The sequence below is a fragment of the Nocardia lasii genome, assembly GCF_042658545.1.
Taxonomy (GTDB): Bacteria; Actinomycetota; Actinomycetes; order Mycobacteriales; family Mycobacteriaceae; genus Nocardia; species Nocardia lasii.
Map to the genome: position 1 here is coordinate 183,602 of NZ_JBHSQN010000005.1, position 17,023 is coordinate 200,624.

Genomic DNA, 17,023 nt, shown 5'->3' on the forward strand with positions numbered 1-17,023 from the left:
CGGTGGCCCCCTCGGGGCCGCGACTCGAGCGCGCCAGCGCTCCAAAAACACAGCCTGCGCAACCCCCTGGGACCGCCAACACCAACCCACCATCACCAGCCCGCGCACCCCTGACACCAGCCCGCGCCCCTCTGAGCCCCACCGCACAGCCCACCACATCACCAGCCCGCGTACCCCCGAGCCCACGGCACCAACCCGCGCACCCGCCCACCACATCAGCAGCCCGCGTACCCCTGTGCCGGCCGTCATCAACCCCAACACATCAGTAGCCCGAGCATCTCTGTACCGGCCGTCCTCAAACCCCCACCGCATCCGCAGCACAGCAACCATCAGCCCCACGCTCACGTTCCACGTGAAACACACACCCACGGCAAGGCCGCCCGCCGTACCCCGCATCGCTCTGCCCACCCCGCACACCGCTCCGCACACCGCCGCTCCGCACACCGCCGCTCCGCCACCCCGCACACCGCTGCTCCGCACACTGCGACTCCGCCCACCGCCTGGCCGCCCCACAAGCGACAGCGGCGGCACCGCGCAACGCGGCCGCCGACTGGGACCGAATCGACAAACACCTCCGGCCGGTCGCGAACGTCATACCTTTGCTTCCACCGCGTCAGTCCACGAAAGCGCACCACCACGCCCGCCCCGTCCACTGCCTCTGACCCTCCTGCTACCACGCCGCGCACCGCGCCCGCTAGATGCGCACGACCGCGCCGCGCCGCGCATCCCCGAGCCGTCCGCCGCGCACGGCCACGCACACTCTCACTATCGGCCACACCGCACATCCCGCACCGCACATCCCCGCACAGCCACGCACGCACCGCACTGCACCGCACATCCCTGCACCGCGCCGCACCGCACATCCCTGCACCGCGTGACGCGCACAGCCACGCACGGGCGCTGCCGGAGGCGCGGGCGATGAGGGTGGAGCTGCTGTGGGAGCGGGTGATTCGCGCGGCGGCAAGTCCTTCGACGCTGATTCGACCGAGCGGTTCCAAACGAGCACGCCCCAGGGCGGTCCCGATTCGGAGGATGCTGTCGCACTGCACCGCACATCCCCGCGCCGCACGACGCGCACAGCCACGAACACTGTCGCACCACACCGCGCACCCCCGCACCACGCGACGCCCACGGCCACGCACACGCACACGCACACGCACACGCACACGCACACGCACACGCAAACTGTCGCACCGCGCCGCGCATCCCCGCACCGCACATCCCGCGCTACGCGATGCGCACAGCCACGCACACTGTCGCACCGCGCCACGCACACTGTCGCACCGCGCCGCACCGCACATCCCGCGCTACGCGACGCGCACAGCCACGCACGCTGTCGCGCCGCACCGCGCATCCCCGCACCGCGCATCCCCCCGCACCGCGCCGCGCTTCCCGCACCACACCAATCGATTATCGAACCGCCCAACCCCCAGCCAACGACCCCACCCCCATTACGTCACGTTACGAAACGCGAAAAACCCTCCCACAACGAGAATCCCCAAAGATCAAGATTCCCGACGCTTCCGAACCTTCTTCTCCACCCCAGCCGCCCGACGCTCACTCCGCCGAGTAGGCCGCTCAGCCCGGGGGAGTAGCTCCGCACTGATCACCAAAGTAGGAACCTCAACAATCCCCGCCCCGCACCCGACAACCCGAAGATCCGTAGCCCCATCCCGAATCAACTCGGCCCCGTCCCGTTCCAACTCCTCGGCAGCGCTGGTGCCCTTGAGAGCAAGCATCCGCCCGTGGTCCCGAAGCAGCGGCAGTGACCAGTGTGCGAGCTTGGCCAACGGCGCCACCGCTCGCGATGTCACCACGTCCGCGCCGCCCGCTTCCTTGATCACCCCGGACTGCTCGGCCCGCCCACGCACCACCGTGACGTCGAGCCCGGCTTCCTCGATGAACTCGCTCAGGAAAATCGTGCGACGCAGGAGCGGCTCCACGAGCGTGATCCGCAGATCCGGGCGGGCGATCGCCAGCGGGATTCCGGGCAGTCCGGCGCCGCTGCCGATGTCGACGACGGAGGCGCCCTCGTCGATCAACTCGCCGATGACGGCGCAGTTGAGAATGTGACGCTCCCACAGCCGGGGGACCTCGCGCGGCCCGATGAGCCCGCGTTCCACGCCGGCCGTCGCCAGCGCCGCGTAGTAGCGCCGGGCGATGTCCAAGCGGTCGCCGAACACTCGGGCAGCGGCGGCGGGCGGTTCCAGCTCGTCGGCGGGCGCACCCAGTTCTCGTTCCACGTGAAACATCCTTCCCCAATGATGGCAATGAAAAAGCCCCCGGTCCGAGACCGGAGGCCTAATCACATCGTTCGTGGTTGCGGCGGCATCAGCCTACTCGGGCACGACCACCACATGACGATTCGGCTCGACACCTTCGCTCTCGCTCGCGACACCGTCGATATCGGCGACGGCGTCGTGCACGATCTTGCGCTCGAACGGCGTCATCGCGGACAGCGACTCGGGCGCACCCGACTCGAGCACCCGCTTGGCCGCGGCGATTCCGATCTCGCTCAGGTCGGCCCGACGCTGCGCCCGCCAGCCGGCGACATCGAGCATCAGTCGGCTGCGCACGCCGGTCGCCTGCTGCACGGCCAGGCGGGTGAGTTCCTGTAGCGCGTCGAGCACCTCGCCGTTGCGGCCGACGAGTTTGGTCAGATCGCGGCCGCCATCGATGCTCACGATGGCCCGGTCGCCTTCGACATCGAGGTCGATATCGCCGTCGAAGTCGAGCACGTCGAGCAACTGCTCGAGGTAGTCGCCCGCGATCTCGCCCTCTTCGATCAACGCTTCTTCGGCGTCGTTCACGACGTCAACAGCAGTCGTCGCCACAGTGGCGTCCCCTCCGTCGGTCTCGGTCTCAACAGTCATTGGATTCCCTCTATCCGATCGCGTCTCAGCGCTTGCGCTTCTGGTTCGCACGGCCGCGGTTGCCCGGCCGCTGCTGCCCGCCGGGCTTGCGCTTGGCGCCACCCTGCTTGGCCGACTGCTTGGGAGTGCCGTTGCCCGCGGCGGTGCCGTTGGTCGAGGCGGTGCCGTTGGTGGCGGACTGATCCTCGGCGGGGGAGTCCTGCACACGCTTGCGCACATCGACCGGCTTCGCGCCGGGCTTGGGGGCGTTCTGCGCCCGCAGCTCCAGCTTCTTGGCCTTCTTCTCTTCCTCTTCCTTCTCCATCCGACCGAACACCAGGTGCTGCTGTCCGTAGGTCCAGATGTTGTTGGCCACCCAGTAGATCAGGATGCCGATCATCAGGAAGGGGCCACCGACCATGACGCCGAGCGGGAAGACCCACAGCGACAGCTTGTTCATGATGGCGGCCTGCGGGTTGGCTGCGGCTTCCGGCGTCTGCCGCTGCACCGACGCGCGCGCGTTGAAGTGGGTCGCCAGGCCGGCGATGATCATCAGCGGGATCGCGACCAGGGCGATGTTCAGCTTGGTCGGCACGCCACCCCAGTCGGCGAAGGCCTGCATCTCGCTGGCGGGCGCGGTGATGAACGAGGCGATCGGCGCACCGAAGATACGGGCGCTCAGGAACGACTGCACATCGGTGGCACTGAAGATGTAGTTGCCGATATTGGCGTTCTCTTCGGCGGTCAGGCCGAGCTGACCCCACCCGTGGCCGGTGCGGTTGAACGAGCGAAGCACGTGGAACAGGCCGAGGAAGACCGGCACCTGCACCAGGACCGGCAGGCAGCCCATGAGCGGGTTGAAGCCGTGTTCCTTCTGCAGTTTCTGCATCTCCCGCGCCATGGTCTCGCGGTCGTTCTTGTACTTCTTCTGCAGCTCCTTGATCTGGGGCTGCAGCTCTTGCATCTGCTTGGTGGTGCGGACCTGCTTCACGAACGGCTTGTACAGCACCAGCCGCAGGGTAAAGACCAGGAACACCACGGCGAGGACCCAGGTGAGTCCACTGTCGGGTCCGAACACAAACCCGAAGGCCTTGTGCCAGAACCACAGAATTGCGGATACCGGCCAATAGATGATGTCGAGCACGGCTCTAGGTACTCCCGTCGTTCGTATCGCCGATCAGCACGGGCGATGACTTGCAGGCTTGTGTCCCGCGCGCGGGCACGGGATCCCACCCTCCAGGGTGCCAGGGCGCGCACTTCGCGAGCCGCACCACCGCCAGTGTCGATCCGACGACCAACCCGCGGGTACGCAGGGCGGTCACCGCGTACTCACTGCAGGTGGGGGAGAACCGACAGATCGGCATCCGGGTGGGGGAAACATAGGTCCGATAGAGCTCGATCAACCAGATCAACGCTGTAGCGGGAAAGTGGGTTATCGCCCGCATCACCGTTCACCGGCCGAGGTGCGTCCGAGCGCGAGCTCCGGTTCGCCACGCAAGCCGAGCTTGCGCAGACCGGTGCGTAGCTGGCGCAGCAACTCGGCGGAATCGGCGGTGGCGGCGCCGGGCAGGGCCCGGAGCACGACGTCGGTGTCGACCGGCAGCTCGTCGATCACCTGGGCACAGATATGACGCAGGCGGCGGGCGACGCGGTGGCGAACCACCGCGTTACCCACCGCCTTGCTGACAATCAGTCCGAAGCGAGGACCGCCTACGCGGACCAGCGAATCGCCATCGGCGAGATCGTCGTACCCGTGCGTGAGCGCGTGTACGACAAGATCTCGCCTCCCGATTCGCTGACCGCGGCGCACCGTGCGGGAGAATTCGGCACGGTGGTGCAACCGATACGGCTCAGGCAACACCCGAGCGTCCGACTACGCGCGATCAGGCAGTCAGTTCGGTACGGCCCTTGCGGCGACGCGCCGCGACGATGGCGCGACCCGCACGGGTACGCATCCGGAGACGGAAGCCGTGGACGCGCGCCCGACGACGGTTGTTCGGCTGGAACGTCCGCTTGCCCTTGGCCACGGTCAACACTCCTGTAGTAGGTGGACGCCATGCGACGTCCGAAGTCTGTACAAATGATTCGGATCTCTGCGCAGCGGACCGCGGTCTACACGCAGATTGCCTTGGCGATCGAAGGGCAGCAGAAGGCCGCCGACCGCGCCAAGGGGTGACTGTACGAGGGTACTTATCCCGAAGGGCCGGGTCAAACTCGGCCCCCACGCACCTGTCACCGGCACGGACTCCAGGTTACCGGACGGCCGATCGGGCGCGGTATCCGCCCCGACCAGGCGCGACACGCCCGGGACACACTGACGCATGGCGCCACTTTTCGTGAGTTGCTCCACAGCTCTGGTGTTCCGCGACGGGGCCAGCTAGCCTTGCGTAGCCGGTCGATTGCTGAAGAACCGCAGGTCCGGCCGTATTCGCTGCCACAGGCTGGCAGGATTCCTTTATCCCCAGGTTTGTCCACATCTGTGGATAATTGTGTGGATAGATGCCCACGGTGGCATATTCGTGAGGTCGGCGGGGCCTCGAACGAGTCGGCTCCGTTTCTACGCGCTGATCACCCGATCGCGCAAGGTTCACCGGTTTTCCCCTGGTCACGGGCGTGTCCGGCGGTGCGCCGGCGGTTGGCCCCAACAAACCCGTCCGGGGAGGACGCTGCATGGACGACGAGCAGAACGTGCTGGCCACGGTGTGGCCGGAGGTGGTCGCCGAGCTCACCACCGGCTCTGCCGACGGTGCCATCCCGGCGGTCAGTCGTGCGCAGCAGGCGTGGTTGAAGTTGGTGAAACCGCTCACTGTGGCACAGGGTTTCGCGTTGCTGTCGGTTCCGTCCTCGCTGGCGCAGGAGGCGATCGAGCGTGATCTGCGTGAGCCGATCCTGCGATCGCTGGCGCGTCGACTCGGTCCCCAGGTGGAAGGACTCGGTGTTCGCATCGCCGCGCCGAGCCCGGCCGCGGGGGAGCGCGCCGGAAGTTCCCCGCGCCACGCCAGGATGACGAGCAGGCCCGAGCGTCCGCGCGAACAGGTTCGCCCGCCCGCCGGGTATCCCGGCCCCGATTTCAGTGTTCCCGATTACGCCGCCCGCGGTGAGTACGGCAGGCCGCGCTACGGCGCGGGCGAGTACCCGGTCCAGGGTGGGGAGTACGGCAACGACTATCCCAACTCCGACTATCCCGGTGGCGGCGAGTACGCGCCCGGTTACGGCGGTCGCGAGTACGGCGAGCGCAACGACTATCCGGGCCACCGCGAGTACCCGGCCGAGTCCGAGTACCAGCAGCAGCCCGAGTACCAGCAGAAACCGGAATATCAGCAGGCCGCACCCGAATACGGTGAGGCCGCGGAGTACGCGCAGCCGCCCGCCGAGTACAACCAGCCCGCGGACTACCCGGCGCAGTCGGAGTACCAGGGCGAGCGCCCCGGCGCCGATTTCGAGCCGAACCCCGGCTACCAGGGCGGCGACTACGCCGAGAGCGAGTTCGGTGGTCGCGGTGATTTCCGCGGTGGTGCGCAGCGCCAGCCCGAGAACGCCCCGCCCGCGCGGCGTGAACCCGCGCGCCGTGAGCCTTCGGGTCAGGAGTCGCTGTTTCCCACCGAGCCGCCGCAGCGCGCGCCCAACCGGGGCAGGCCCGCCGAGGAACCCGCGCGGGCCGAGGAATCGAACGCCGAGGACACCCCGTTTCCCGGTCAGCCCGGCGCGCAGCCGGTCGACGACGAGCCGGTGGTCAGCAATCGCAACAACTGGCCGACCTATTTCAACAAGTCGCCCGAGGCGCCGTCGCAGTCGTCGTCCTCGGCCAGCCTCAATGCCAAGTACACCTTCGAGACGTTCGTGATCGGCGCGTCCAACCGGTTCGCGCACGCGGCCGCCGTCGCGATCGCGGAGGCGCCCGCACGGGCCTATAACCCGCTGTTCGTCTGGGGCGCTTCGGGTTTGGGGAAGACGCACCTGTTGCACGCGGCCGGTCACTACGCCCAGCGGCTGTTTCCCGGGATGCGGGTGAAGTACGTCTCGACCGAGGAATTCACCAACGACTTCATCAACAGCCTGCGCGACGACCGCAAGGTCGCGTTCAAGCGCCGCTACCGCGAGACCGACATCCTGCTGGTCGACGACATCCAGTTCATCGAGGGCAAGGAAGGCATCCAGGAGGAGTTCTTCCACACCTTCAACACCCTGCACAACGCGAACAAGCAGATCGTGGTGTCCTCGGATCGTCCGCCCAAGCAGCTGGCCACCCTCGAGGAACGGCTGCGGACCCGCTTCGAGTGGGGCCTGATCACCGACGTGCAGCCGCCCGAGCTCGAGACCCGCATCGCGATCCTGCGCAAGAAGGCGCGCATGGACCGGCTCGACGTGCCCCACGACGTGTTGGAGCTGATCGCGAGCCGGGTGGAGCGCAATATCCGCGAGTTGGAGGGCGCGCTGATCCGGGTGACGGCGTTCGCTTCGCTCAACGGTCAGCCGTTGGACCTGTCGCTGGCCGAGGTGGTGATGCGCGATCTGATGCCCGACACCGCCGCGCTCGAGATCAACGCGGCCACGATCATGGCCGTCACCGCCGAGTACTTCAATACGACGCTCGAGGAGCTGACGGGGCCGGGCAAGGCGCGTCCGCTCGCGCAGGCCCGTCAGATCGCGATGTACCTGTGCCGCGAGCTCACCGATCTGTCGCTGCCCAAGATCGGGCAGGCGTTCGGCCGCGACCACACCACGGTGATGTACGCGGAGAAGAAGGTCCGCAAGGAGATGACCGAGCGTCGTCGCGTCTACGACCAGGTGCAAGAACTAACAGCCCGCATCAAACAGCGCTCCCGCTGAGTTATCCACACCCCGAACACCGCCCTGACCTGGGGCGGTGTTCTTTTTTGCCCTGTGGATTCCTCGAGGAATTCCTGTGGATTCCACAGGGTTGTCCACCGGTTGTCCACCGGTCGGTGCACAGGCTGTTGAGCGAGCCTGTGCACTGTTCATGCACAGGCAGTTATCCACATCATCCACAGGTCGGAGTACTAACAGGCAGGCACCGGCGGTGACCTGCGGCGTCGCGAAATCGGGCCTGTGGATTCCTCGAGGAGTTCCTGTGGATTCCTCGAGGAATCCACACTGTTGTCACCAGGGGGGCCGTGGGTGTGAACAACTGGCCGATTCCGGTGGAACAACTCGAGGACAACTCGAGGATGGATTGTGGACAACTTCGGCACTCCACAGCCACCCCGGATTCATCCTCGAGTCACCCCCAGGTCATCCCCAGGCCGACAAGCGGTCCGACCTGCGGATTCGGCGGAAATCCACAGATTCCACAGTGCCTACTACTACTTCAGTTCTCCTTCTAGAGAGATCTCTTTTAAAACAGGCTGTGTGGAAACTCGGTTGGGGATGCTCGGCTCGGGCGGTGCTCGACTCACCGGCGGGCAAGGAGGAGTGGGGATGGATCGAGGCGCGCGCGCACCGGGAGGGTCGGTGCGGAGTTCGCGCATCACACGGGTACCGTTTGGTTGTCAGCCGGTTGTGTAAGACTCAGTGCGCGGCCGACACAGCAGCTCGACTCCGCTGACACACACCCCGCACACGGATTCGAAACTCGGAGAGGACAAATCGGGCGATGGAGCTTGCGAGCATGAAGTTTCGGGTCGCCCGAGAGGACTTCGCCGAATCGGTGGCCTGGGTGGCGCGCAGCCTCCCGTCCCGGCCCGCGGTGCCGGTCCTGGGCGGTGTGCTGCTGGTGGCCGACGAGAACGGCCTGACGGTCTCCGGATTCGACTACGAGGTCTCCGCGCAGATGCGCGTCGCGGCCGAGGTCGCCGGTCCCGGCCAGGTGCTGGTCTCGGGCCGCCTGCTCGCCGATATCACCAAGTCGCTGTCGAACAAGCCGGTCGATGTCTCCGTCGACGGCACCCGCGTGCTCATCGCCTGCGGCAGCGCCAAGTTCTCCCTGCCGACCATGCCGGTCGAGGACTATCCCCAGCTGCCCGAGGTGCCCCAGCAGACCGGTGAGCTCACCGTCGACGTGTTCGCCGAGGCGGTCGGCCAGGTCGCCGTCGCCGCGGGCCGTGACGACACCCTGCCGATGCTCACCGGCATCCGGGTGGAGATCGAGGGCAACGACGTGGTGCTGGCCGCCACCGACCGTTTCCGCCTCGCGGTGCGCCACCTGCAGTGGAATCCCACCCGCTCCGATATCGAGACCGCGGTGCTCATTCCCGCGCGCACGCTGTCCGAGGCCGCCAAGACCCTCGGTGCCGCCGAGGCGCCCGTGCAGCTGTCGCTGGGCAGCGGTGGCGGCGCCGACGGCCTGCTCGGCATCGTCAACGGCGGCCGGCGCACCACCACCCGCCTGCTCGACGCGGAATTCCCCAAGTTCCGCCAGTTGCTCCCCAAGGAGCACACCTCCATCGCCACGCTGCCCGTCGCGGTGCTGTCGGAGGCCATCAAGCGCGTGGCCCTGGTGGCCGAGCGCGGTGCCCAGGTGCGCCTGGAGTTCTCCACAGACGGCGTCCTGCTGTCCGCGGGTGGGGACGACGCGGGCCGGGCCGAGGAATGGCTGGAGGCCGATTTCCGCGGCGAACCGCTCACCATCGCGTTCAACCCCGGCTACCTCACCGAGGGCCTGGCCGCGCTGCACACCGACCGGGTCACCTTCGGGTTCACCACCCCCAGCCGTCCCGCCGTGCTGCTGCCCGCCTCCGACGAGGAGCCCAAGGTGCTCGAGTCGGGTGCGTTCGCGGCGCTGGAGAGCCAGTACATCTACCTGTTGATGCCGGTCCGGCTGCCCGGCTGAGACCGGTCGGGACCCCGTGTTCATTCGTGAGCTGTCGGTCCGCGATTTCCGGTCGTGGGAACACGCCGACCTCGAGTTGTCCCCAGGGCGCACGGTGCTGCTGGGGGCCAACGGCAACGGCAAGACGAACCTGATCGAAGCGGTCGGCTACCTGTCGACGCTCGGTTCGCACCGGGTCGCCGCTGACGCGCCGCTGATCAGGATGGGCGCCACCCAGGCCAGGATCGGGGCCTCGGTGGTCAACACCGGGCGCGAGCTGCGGGTGGATGTGGAGTTGCGGGCGGGCAGCGCCAATCGCGCCCAGATCAATCGCTCGCCGGTGCGGCGTTCGCGCGAGATCCTGGGGATCTTGCAGACCGTGCTGTTCGCGCCGGAGGATCTGGCGCTGGTGCGCGGCGATCCGGGGGAGCGGCGACGGTTCCTCGACGAGTTGTGCACAGCCCGCTTACCCAGGCTCGCCGGCGTGCGCGCGGATTACGACAAGGTGCTGCGGCAGCGCTCGGCGCTGTTGAAAACCGCTGGGCGCCAGTCGCGTTCGCGGGCGGATCTGAGCACCCTCGACGTGTGGGACGGGCATCTGGCCGAGCACGCGGCGGTCCTGCTGGCCGAGCGGCTGCGCCTGGTCCACGACCTGTATCCCCATGTGTCCCAGTCCTATCGGTCGATCGCGCCCGAATCACGTCCTGCGGCAATAACTTACCGCTCCGGCTATCTGCCCCCGGAGCTGCTCGATCCCGCCCGTGCCGCCGAGCCCGGTGACGTGCCGCTGCTGCACGAGATCATGCTGCGGGAGCTAGCCGCCGCCCGGAGCCGCGAACTCGACCGCGGCGTCTGCCTGGTGGGCCCGCACCGCGACGATCTGGAACTGTTGCTCGGCAGCGCGCCCGCCAAGGGTTTCGCCAGTCACGGCGAGTCCTGGTCCTACGCCCTCGCCCTGCGGTTGGCCTCGTTCGAGCTGTTGCGCGCGGAGGGGTCAGAGCCGGTGCTGTTGCTCGACGACGTGTTCGCCGAACTCGATCGTCGCCGCCGCACCGCGCTCGCGGAGGTGGCCGCGGGGGCCGAGCAGGTGTTGATCACGGCCGCGGTGGCCGAGGATGTGCCGCCGGAACTGGCCGCCGAACCGCTGCGGGTGCACACCACCGGCGAGGCCGACCGGCGAACCTCACAGCTGGGTACCGAGCCCGCTCCCCAGGCCGAAGATATACACAGCTAGCCAAAGTTATCCCCAAGCCCTGTGGATAACTCCACACTCGGCCGGTCAGCGCCCCGGCGTAGACTCGATCCGCGCTCGGCCACCCTCGACACCGGAAGGCGGAACCTCATGTCCGAAGACCCCGCACCGGAGTTGCGCGGCATCGATCTGGCCCGTCGCGCCCTGGAGGAGGCGCGCGCCGCGGCCAAGGCCAGTGGCAAGTCCGTCGGCCAGGGGCGGGCCTCCCCGGTGCGTAAGTTGCGGGCGGGCGGCAGGCGTCGCAGCGGCTGGTCCGGCGCCGGTCCCGATGCCCGTGATCCCCAGTTGCTCGGGGCGCTCACCGGCTCGCTGTCGAAGAGTCGTGGCTGGTCGGGCAAGGTGGCCGAGGGCACGGTGTTCGGTAGCTGGCACAGTGTGGTCGGGCCCGATATCGCCTCGCACGCCACCCCGGTGACCCTGGAGAACGGGGTCCTCAAGATCGCCGCCGAGTCCACCGCGTGGGCCACGCAGCTGCGGATGTTGCAGGGTCAGATCCTGGCCAAGATCAATGCCGCGGTGGGTCAGGGCGTGGTCACCTCGCTGCGGATCACCGGCCCCGCGGCGCCGTCGTGGCGCAAGGGCGACCGCCACATCAAGGGCCGCGGACCGCGCGACACCTACGGATAGATCCGCGAGATACGTTGTGTCGGCACCAGTCCGAGACCCTCCACATGCGGACATGTACACAGGCCCTGTGGATAACTTCGGGCCCACCGATCTCGCGGGAACATGGGTAACTCACCGGGAACGGGCCCACCGAACCACCCACCACAGGCTTGCCGCGTAACTGCCTCTCCACGCGCCTGAATCTGGCAAAAATACGCGGGGAGGCGGGGTGAGCCGATTTCTCGCATTCACGGCCACGCCAGGGGTGTCGTAGGTGCACTGTAAGTTGGGCTTACCAGTAGGATGGTGACGTAACCAGCGGCGAACCCTCGGCGCGCGCTGTGCACGATCGCCGCACAGATGGTCGCGCCAGGGATCAGCAAGTAAGGAGAGCTACCGACAAGTGGCTGCCAACGACTCCAACGCATCGGGCAAATCAGGCTACGATGCCTCCTCCATCACGGTCCTCGAAGGCCTCGAGGCGGTGCGCAAGCGCCCTGGCATGTACATCGGTTCCACCGGTGAACGCGGTCTGCACCACCTCATCTGGGAGGTTGTGGACAACTCTGTCGACGAGGCGATGGCGGGCTACGCCAGCAAGGTCGAGGTGACCCTGCTCGCCGACGGCGGTGTCGAGGTGGTCGACGACGGCCGCGGCATCCCGGTCGGCATGCACGCCCAGGGCGTGCCCACCATCGAGGTCGTCATGACCCAGCTGCACGCGGGCGGCAAGTTCGACTCCGATTCCTACGCGGTCTCGGGCGGTCTGCACGGCGTCGGCATCTCGGTGGTGAACGCGCTGTCGACCAAGGTCGAGGTCGAGGTCAACACCGACGGCTACCACTGGAGCCAGACCTACAAGGACGCCAAGCCCGGCAAGCTGGTGCAGGGCGAGCCCACCTCGGCCACCGGCACCACCGTGCGGTTCTGGGCCGATCCCGAGATCTTCGAGACCACGAACTACAACTTCGAGACCGTGGCGCGGCGCCTGCAGGAGATGGCCTTCCTGAACAAGGGCCTGACCATCAAGTTCACCGACGAGCGCGTGAGCGACTCCGAGGTCACCGACGAGGTGGTCAGCGAGACCGCGGCCGCCCCGAAGGACGCCGAGGAAGTCGCCGCCGAGGCGGTCGAGCACAAGGTCAAGACCCGCACCTATCACTACCCGGGCGGTCTGGTCGATTTCGTGCGCCACATCAACCGCACCAAGTCGGCCATCCACAACTCGGTCGTCGGCTACACGGTCAAGGGCACCGGCCACGAGCTCGAGGTCGCGATGCAGTGGAACTCGGGCTACTCCGAGTCGGTGCACACCTTCGCCAACACGATCAACACCCACGAGGGCGGCACCCACGAAGAGGGCTTCCGCGCGGCGCTGACCACGGTGGTCAACAAGTACGCCAAGGAGAAGAAGCTCCTCAAGGAGAAGGACGGCAACCTCACCGGCGACGACATCCGCGAGGGCCTGGCCGCCATCGTGAGCGTCAAGGTCGGCGAGCCGCAGTTCGAGGGCCAGACCAAGACCAAGCTCGGCAACACCGAGGTGAAGTCGTTCGTGCAGCGCGCCTGCAACGAGCACCTGCAGCACTGGTTCGAGGCCAACCCGGCCGACGCGAAGACCATCGTGCAGAAGGCGGTGTCCTCGGCACAGGCCCGGATGGCCGCGCGTAAGGCGCGTGAGCTGGTGCGGCGCAAGTCGGCGACCGATCTGGGTGGCCTGCCGGGCAAGCTGGCCGACTGCCGGTCCAAGGATCCGGGCAAGTGCGAGATCTACATCGTGGAGGGCGACTCCGCCGGCGGCTCGGCCAAGTCCGGTCGTGACTCGATGTACCAGGCGATTCTGCCGCTGCGCGGCAAGATCATCAATGTCGAGAAGGCCCGCATCGACCGCGTCCTCAAGAACAACGAGGTCCAGTCGATCATCACCGCGTTCGGCACCGGTATCCACGACGAGTTCGATATCGCCAAGCTGCGCTACAACAAGATCATCCTGATGGCCGACGCCGACGTCGACGGTCAGCACATCGCGACGCTGCTGCTCACGCTGCTGTTCCGCTTCATGCGTCCGCTGGTCGAGCACGGTCACGTGTTCCTCGCCCAGCCGCCGCTGTACAAGCTCAAGTGGATCCGTTCCGAGCCGGAGTTCGCCTACTCCGACCGCGAGCGCGACGTGCTGCTCGAGGCCGGCCTGGCCGCGGGCAAGAAGATCAACAAGGACGACGGCATCCAGCGCTACAAGGGTCTGGGCGAGATGAACGCCAAGGAGCTGTGGGAGACCACGATGGATCCCGCCGTGCGGGTGCTCCGTCAGGTGACGCTCGACGACGCCGCGGCGGCCGACGAGCTGTTCTCGGTGCTGATGGGCGAAGACGTGGAGGCGCGTCGCAGCTTCATCACCCGCAATGCCAAGGACGTCCGCTTCCTCGATGTGTAAGCGGCGCAGCGCTTTTCAGCGCGCCCGCGCACACATCGGCCCCTCGAAGGAGATTTGATGACTGAGACCACGCTGCCACCGTCCGGCGGTGCGGGCGACCGGATCGAACCGGTCGACATCCAGACCGAAATGCAGAACAGCTACATCGACTACGCGATGAGCGTGATCGTGGGCCGCGCGCTGCCCGACGTGCGCGACGGCCTCAAGCCGGTGCACCGGCGCGTGCTGTACGCGATGTACGACAACGGCTATCGCCCGGATCGCGGCTACGTGAAGTCCGCGCGTCCGGTCGCCGAGACCATGGGTAATTACCACCCGCACGGCGACTCGTCGATCTACGACACCCTCGTGCGCATGGCCCAGCCCTGGTCGCTGCGCTACCCGATGGTCGACGGCCAGGGCAACTTCGGTTCCCGCGGCAACGACGGCGCGGCCGCCATGCGCTACACCGAGTGCCGCCTGACGCCGCTGGCGATGGAGATGCTGCGCGACATCGACTCCGAGACAGTCGATTTCGTTCCGAACTACGACGGTCGCTCGCAGGAGCCGACCGTGCTGCCCGCCCGCGTGCCCGCGCTGTTGATGAACGGCTCCAACGGCATCGCGGTCGGCATGGCCACCAACATCCCGCCGCACAACCTGGGCGAGCTGGCCGAGGCCATCTACTGGGCCCTGGACAACTACGAGGCCGACGAGGAATCCACCCTCGCCGCCTGCATGGAACGGGTCAAGGGCCCCGACTTCCCGACCCACGGCCTGATCGTGGGCGGTCAGGGCATCCACGACGCCTACACCACCGGTCGCGGTTCGATCCGCATGCGCGGTGTGGTCGAGATCGAGGAGGACGCGCGTGGTCGCACCACGATCGTCATCACCGAGCTGCCCTACCAGGTCAACACCGACAACTTCGTGAACTCCATCGCCGAGCAGGTCAAGGACGCGAAGATCGCGGGTATCTCCGATATCCACGACGAGTCCTCGGACCGGGTCGGCATGCGCATCGTGGTCACGGTCAAGCGTGACGCGGTCGCCAAGGTGGTGCTGAACAACCTCTACAAGCACACCCAGCTGCAGACCAGCTTCGGCGCGAACATGCTCTCGATCGTCGACGGCGTCCCGCGCACCCTGCGCCTGGACCAGATGATTCGCTACTACGTGAATCACCAGCTCGAGGTCATCGTGCGGCGCACCCGCTACCTGCTGCGCAAGGCCGAGGAGCGGGCCCACATCCTGCGCGGCCTGGTCAAGGCCCTCGACATGCTCGACGAGGTCATCGCGCTGATCCGCGGGGCGGCCAACACCGACACCGCGCGCACCGGCCTGATGCAGCTGCTCGACATCGACGAGATCCAGTCCACCGCGATCCTGGACATGCAGCTGCGACGCCTGTCGGCCCTGGAACGTCAGCGCATCATCGACGATCTGGCCAAGATCGAGATCGAGATCGCCGACTACAAGGACATCCTCGACAAGCCCGAGCGGCAGCGCGCGATCGTGCGTGACGAGCTGGCCGAGATCGTCGAGAAGCACGGCGACGACCGGCGCACCAGGATCATCGCCGCCGACGGCGACGTGGCCGACGAGGACCTGATCGCCCGCGAGGACGTGGTCGTCACGATCACCGAGACCGGCTACGCCAAGCGCACCAAGACCGACCTCTACCGTTCGCAGAAGCGCGGCGGCAAGGGCGTGATGGGCGCCGGCCTCAAGCAGGACGACATCGTCAAGCACTTCTTCATCTCCTCCACCCACGACTGGCTGCTGTTCTTCACCAACAAGGGCCGCGTCTACCGCGCGAAGGCCTACGAGCTGCCCGAGGCCAACCGCACCGCGCGCGGCCAGCACGTGGCCAACCTGCTGGCCTTCCAGCCGGATGAGAAGATCGCCCAGATCATCCAGCTCAAGACCTACGAGGACGCGCCGTACCTGGTGCTGGCGACACGCGCGGGCCTGGTGAAGAAGTCCAAGCTCACCGATTTCGACTCCAACCGTTCCGGCGGCATCGTCGCGGTGAACCTGCGCGATGACGACGAACTGGTCGGCGCGGTGCTGTGCTCCTCCGACGACGACCTGCTGTTGGTCTCGGCGCACGGCCAGTCGATCCGCTTCGCCGCCACCGACGAGGCACTGCGGCCGATGGGTCGGGCCACCTCCGGTGTGCAGGGCATGCGGTTCAACACCGACGACCAGCTGCTCTCGCTCAATGTGGTCCGTCCCGACACATATCTGCTTGTCGCGACCGCCGGTGGGTATGCCAAGCGCACGGCGATCGAGGAGTACACCGCGCAGGGTCGTGGCGGAAAAGGCGTATTGACAATCCAGTACGACCCGAAACGTGGCAGCCTGGTGGGTGCGCTCATCGTCGACGACGAGGACGAGCTGTACGCGATCACTTCCAGTGGTGGCGTCATCCGCACCGCGGCCAAGCAGGTTCGCAAGGCTGGACGCCAGACCAAGGGCGTGCGATTGATGAACCTCGCGGATGGCGATACCTTGCTAGCGATCGCGCGCAACGCCGACGAGCCCGATCCCGATCAGCTCACCGGCGACGTGGCTTCGGAGTAGTAACACCAAACAGCGGCGGCAACGAACGGATCTGAGGATTCCATTGACCACACCGAATCAGTCGAACGACGATCGGAACCAGACCAACGGCGTCACCGAACGGATCGCCACGTCTGGAATCCAGCCGCGACCGATCCCACGCCAGGGCGGTCCGGCCGAGGGCGCGGCGCCGGAATCCGGTGCGGCCGGGACCGATTCGTTCGACGGTAAGGGCAGTAAGGGCTCGCCCTACCAGGACGGGTGGGCGCAGCTGCCGCAGCGTGAACCGCAGTCGAATCTGTACCGGCCGGGTGAGTCGCCCAGCCAGGGGCGTCCCACCTCGGGGGCGCCCTCGGGCGGCGGGTTGAAGGGCGCGGGCGCGTCCAATGCCCGCACCACGGCCGATCTGGCGGCCAAGGCGGCCCGCAAGGAAGCGGCGATGGTGAAGTCGGTCGGCATCGACGGCCCGACTCGCTCCATCGCGCGCCCCGAACTGGTCAAGGACATGCCCGACCTGTCGGATGTGCGCCATCCCACACCCGAGGCGCCGGTGGCGCCGTCGGGGC

12 protein-coding genes and 1 pseudogene are annotated in these 17,023 nt (G+C 67.3%); 7 read left to right on the forward strand and 6 right to left on the reverse strand.

Annotated elements, in window-relative coordinates; genetic code table 11:
- Positions 1 to 1,505: 1,505 nt before the first annotated feature.
- The 6 genes from rsmG to rpmH all read right to left on the reverse strand — a co-directional run bounded on the left by rsmG (position 1,506) and on the right by rpmH (position 4,879).
- A complete protein-coding gene (gene rsmG / locus ACFP3H_RS11300) occupies positions 1,506 to 2,252 on the reverse strand; it encodes a 16S rRNA (guanine(527)-N(7))-methyltransferase RsmG (RefSeq protein WP_378603660.1) in 747 nt (248 codons plus the stop codon).
- Between the two features lie 84 nt (positions 2,253 to 2,336).
- Complete coding sequence (locus ACFP3H_RS11305) at positions 2,337 to 2,873, reverse strand: Jag family protein (protein ID WP_378603663.1); 537 nt, start codon at positions 2,871 to 2,873, stop codon at positions 2,337 to 2,339.
- A 25-nt stretch (positions 2,874 to 2,898) separates the two neighbouring features.
- Complete coding sequence (yidC, locus tag ACFP3H_RS11310) at positions 2,899 to 3,996, reverse strand: membrane protein insertase YidC (protein WP_378603666.1); 1,098 nt, start codon at positions 3,994 to 3,996, stop codon at positions 2,899 to 2,901.
- Positions 3,997 to 4,000: 4 nt separating this feature from the next.
- Positions 4,001 to 4,297, reverse strand: a complete 297-nt coding sequence (gene yidD / locus ACFP3H_RS11315) for a membrane protein insertion efficiency factor YidD (RefSeq protein ID WP_378603669.1) — start codon at positions 4,295 to 4,297, stop codon at positions 4,001 to 4,003.
- Positions 4,297 to 4,713 (reverse strand): ribonuclease P protein component, encoded by a 417-nt coding sequence (rnpA, locus tag ACFP3H_RS11320; RefSeq protein ID WP_378603672.1) that lies wholly within the window; start codon positions 4,711 to 4,713, stop codon positions 4,297 to 4,299. The genes yidD and rnpA overlap by 1 nt, the downstream gene beginning before the upstream one ends.
- A 22-nt stretch (positions 4,714 to 4,735) precedes the next feature.
- Positions 4,736 to 4,879: a 50S ribosomal protein L34 gene (gene rpmH, locus ACFP3H_RS11325; protein WP_082843828.1), complete on the reverse strand. Its 144-nt coding sequence runs from the start codon at positions 4,877 to 4,879 to the stop codon at positions 4,736 to 4,738.
- Between the two features lie 643 nt (positions 4,880 to 5,522).
- Between rpmH and dnaA the strand changes: the two genes are divergently transcribed.
- The 7 genes and pseudogenes from dnaA to ACFP3H_RS11360 form a co-directional block, all read left to right on the forward strand.
- Complete coding sequence (gene dnaA, locus ACFP3H_RS11330; RefSeq protein WP_378603676.1) at positions 5,523 to 7,682, forward strand: chromosomal replication initiator protein DnaA; 2,160 nt, start codon at positions 5,523 to 5,525, stop codon at positions 7,680 to 7,682.
- Between the two features lie 784 nt (positions 7,683 to 8,466).
- Positions 8,467 to 9,642: a DNA polymerase III subunit beta gene (dnaN, locus tag ACFP3H_RS11335; protein WP_378603679.1), complete on the forward strand. Its 1,176-nt coding sequence runs from the start codon at positions 8,467 to 8,469 to the stop codon at positions 9,640 to 9,642.
- 16 nt (positions 9,643 to 9,658) lie between these two features.
- On the forward strand, positions 9,659 to 10,855 hold the full coding sequence (recF, locus tag ACFP3H_RS11340; RefSeq protein ID WP_378603682.1) for a DNA replication/repair protein RecF: 1,197 nt from the start codon (positions 9,659 to 9,661) through the stop codon (positions 10,853 to 10,855).
- Between the two features lie 108 nt (positions 10,856 to 10,963).
- A complete protein-coding gene (locus ACFP3H_RS11345; protein WP_378603685.1) occupies positions 10,964 to 11,500 on the forward strand; it encodes a DUF721 family protein in 537 nt (178 codons plus the stop codon).
- A 382-nt stretch (positions 11,501 to 11,882) separates the two neighbouring features.
- Positions 11,883 to 13,913: a DNA topoisomerase (ATP-hydrolyzing) subunit B gene (gene gyrB / locus ACFP3H_RS11350; RefSeq protein WP_378603688.1), complete on the forward strand. Its 2,031-nt coding sequence runs from the start codon at positions 11,883 to 11,885 to the stop codon at positions 13,911 to 13,913.
- Between the two features lie 57 nt (positions 13,914 to 13,970).
- Positions 13,971 to 16,478: a DNA gyrase subunit A gene (gene gyrA, locus ACFP3H_RS11355; protein WP_378603691.1), complete on the forward strand. Its 2,508-nt coding sequence runs from the start codon at positions 13,971 to 13,973 to the stop codon at positions 16,476 to 16,478.
- A gap of 43 nt (positions 16,479 to 16,521) precedes the next feature.
- Positions 16,522 to 17,023, forward strand: a pseudogene (locus ACFP3H_RS11360) (DUF3566 domain-containing protein); the annotation flags it as partial.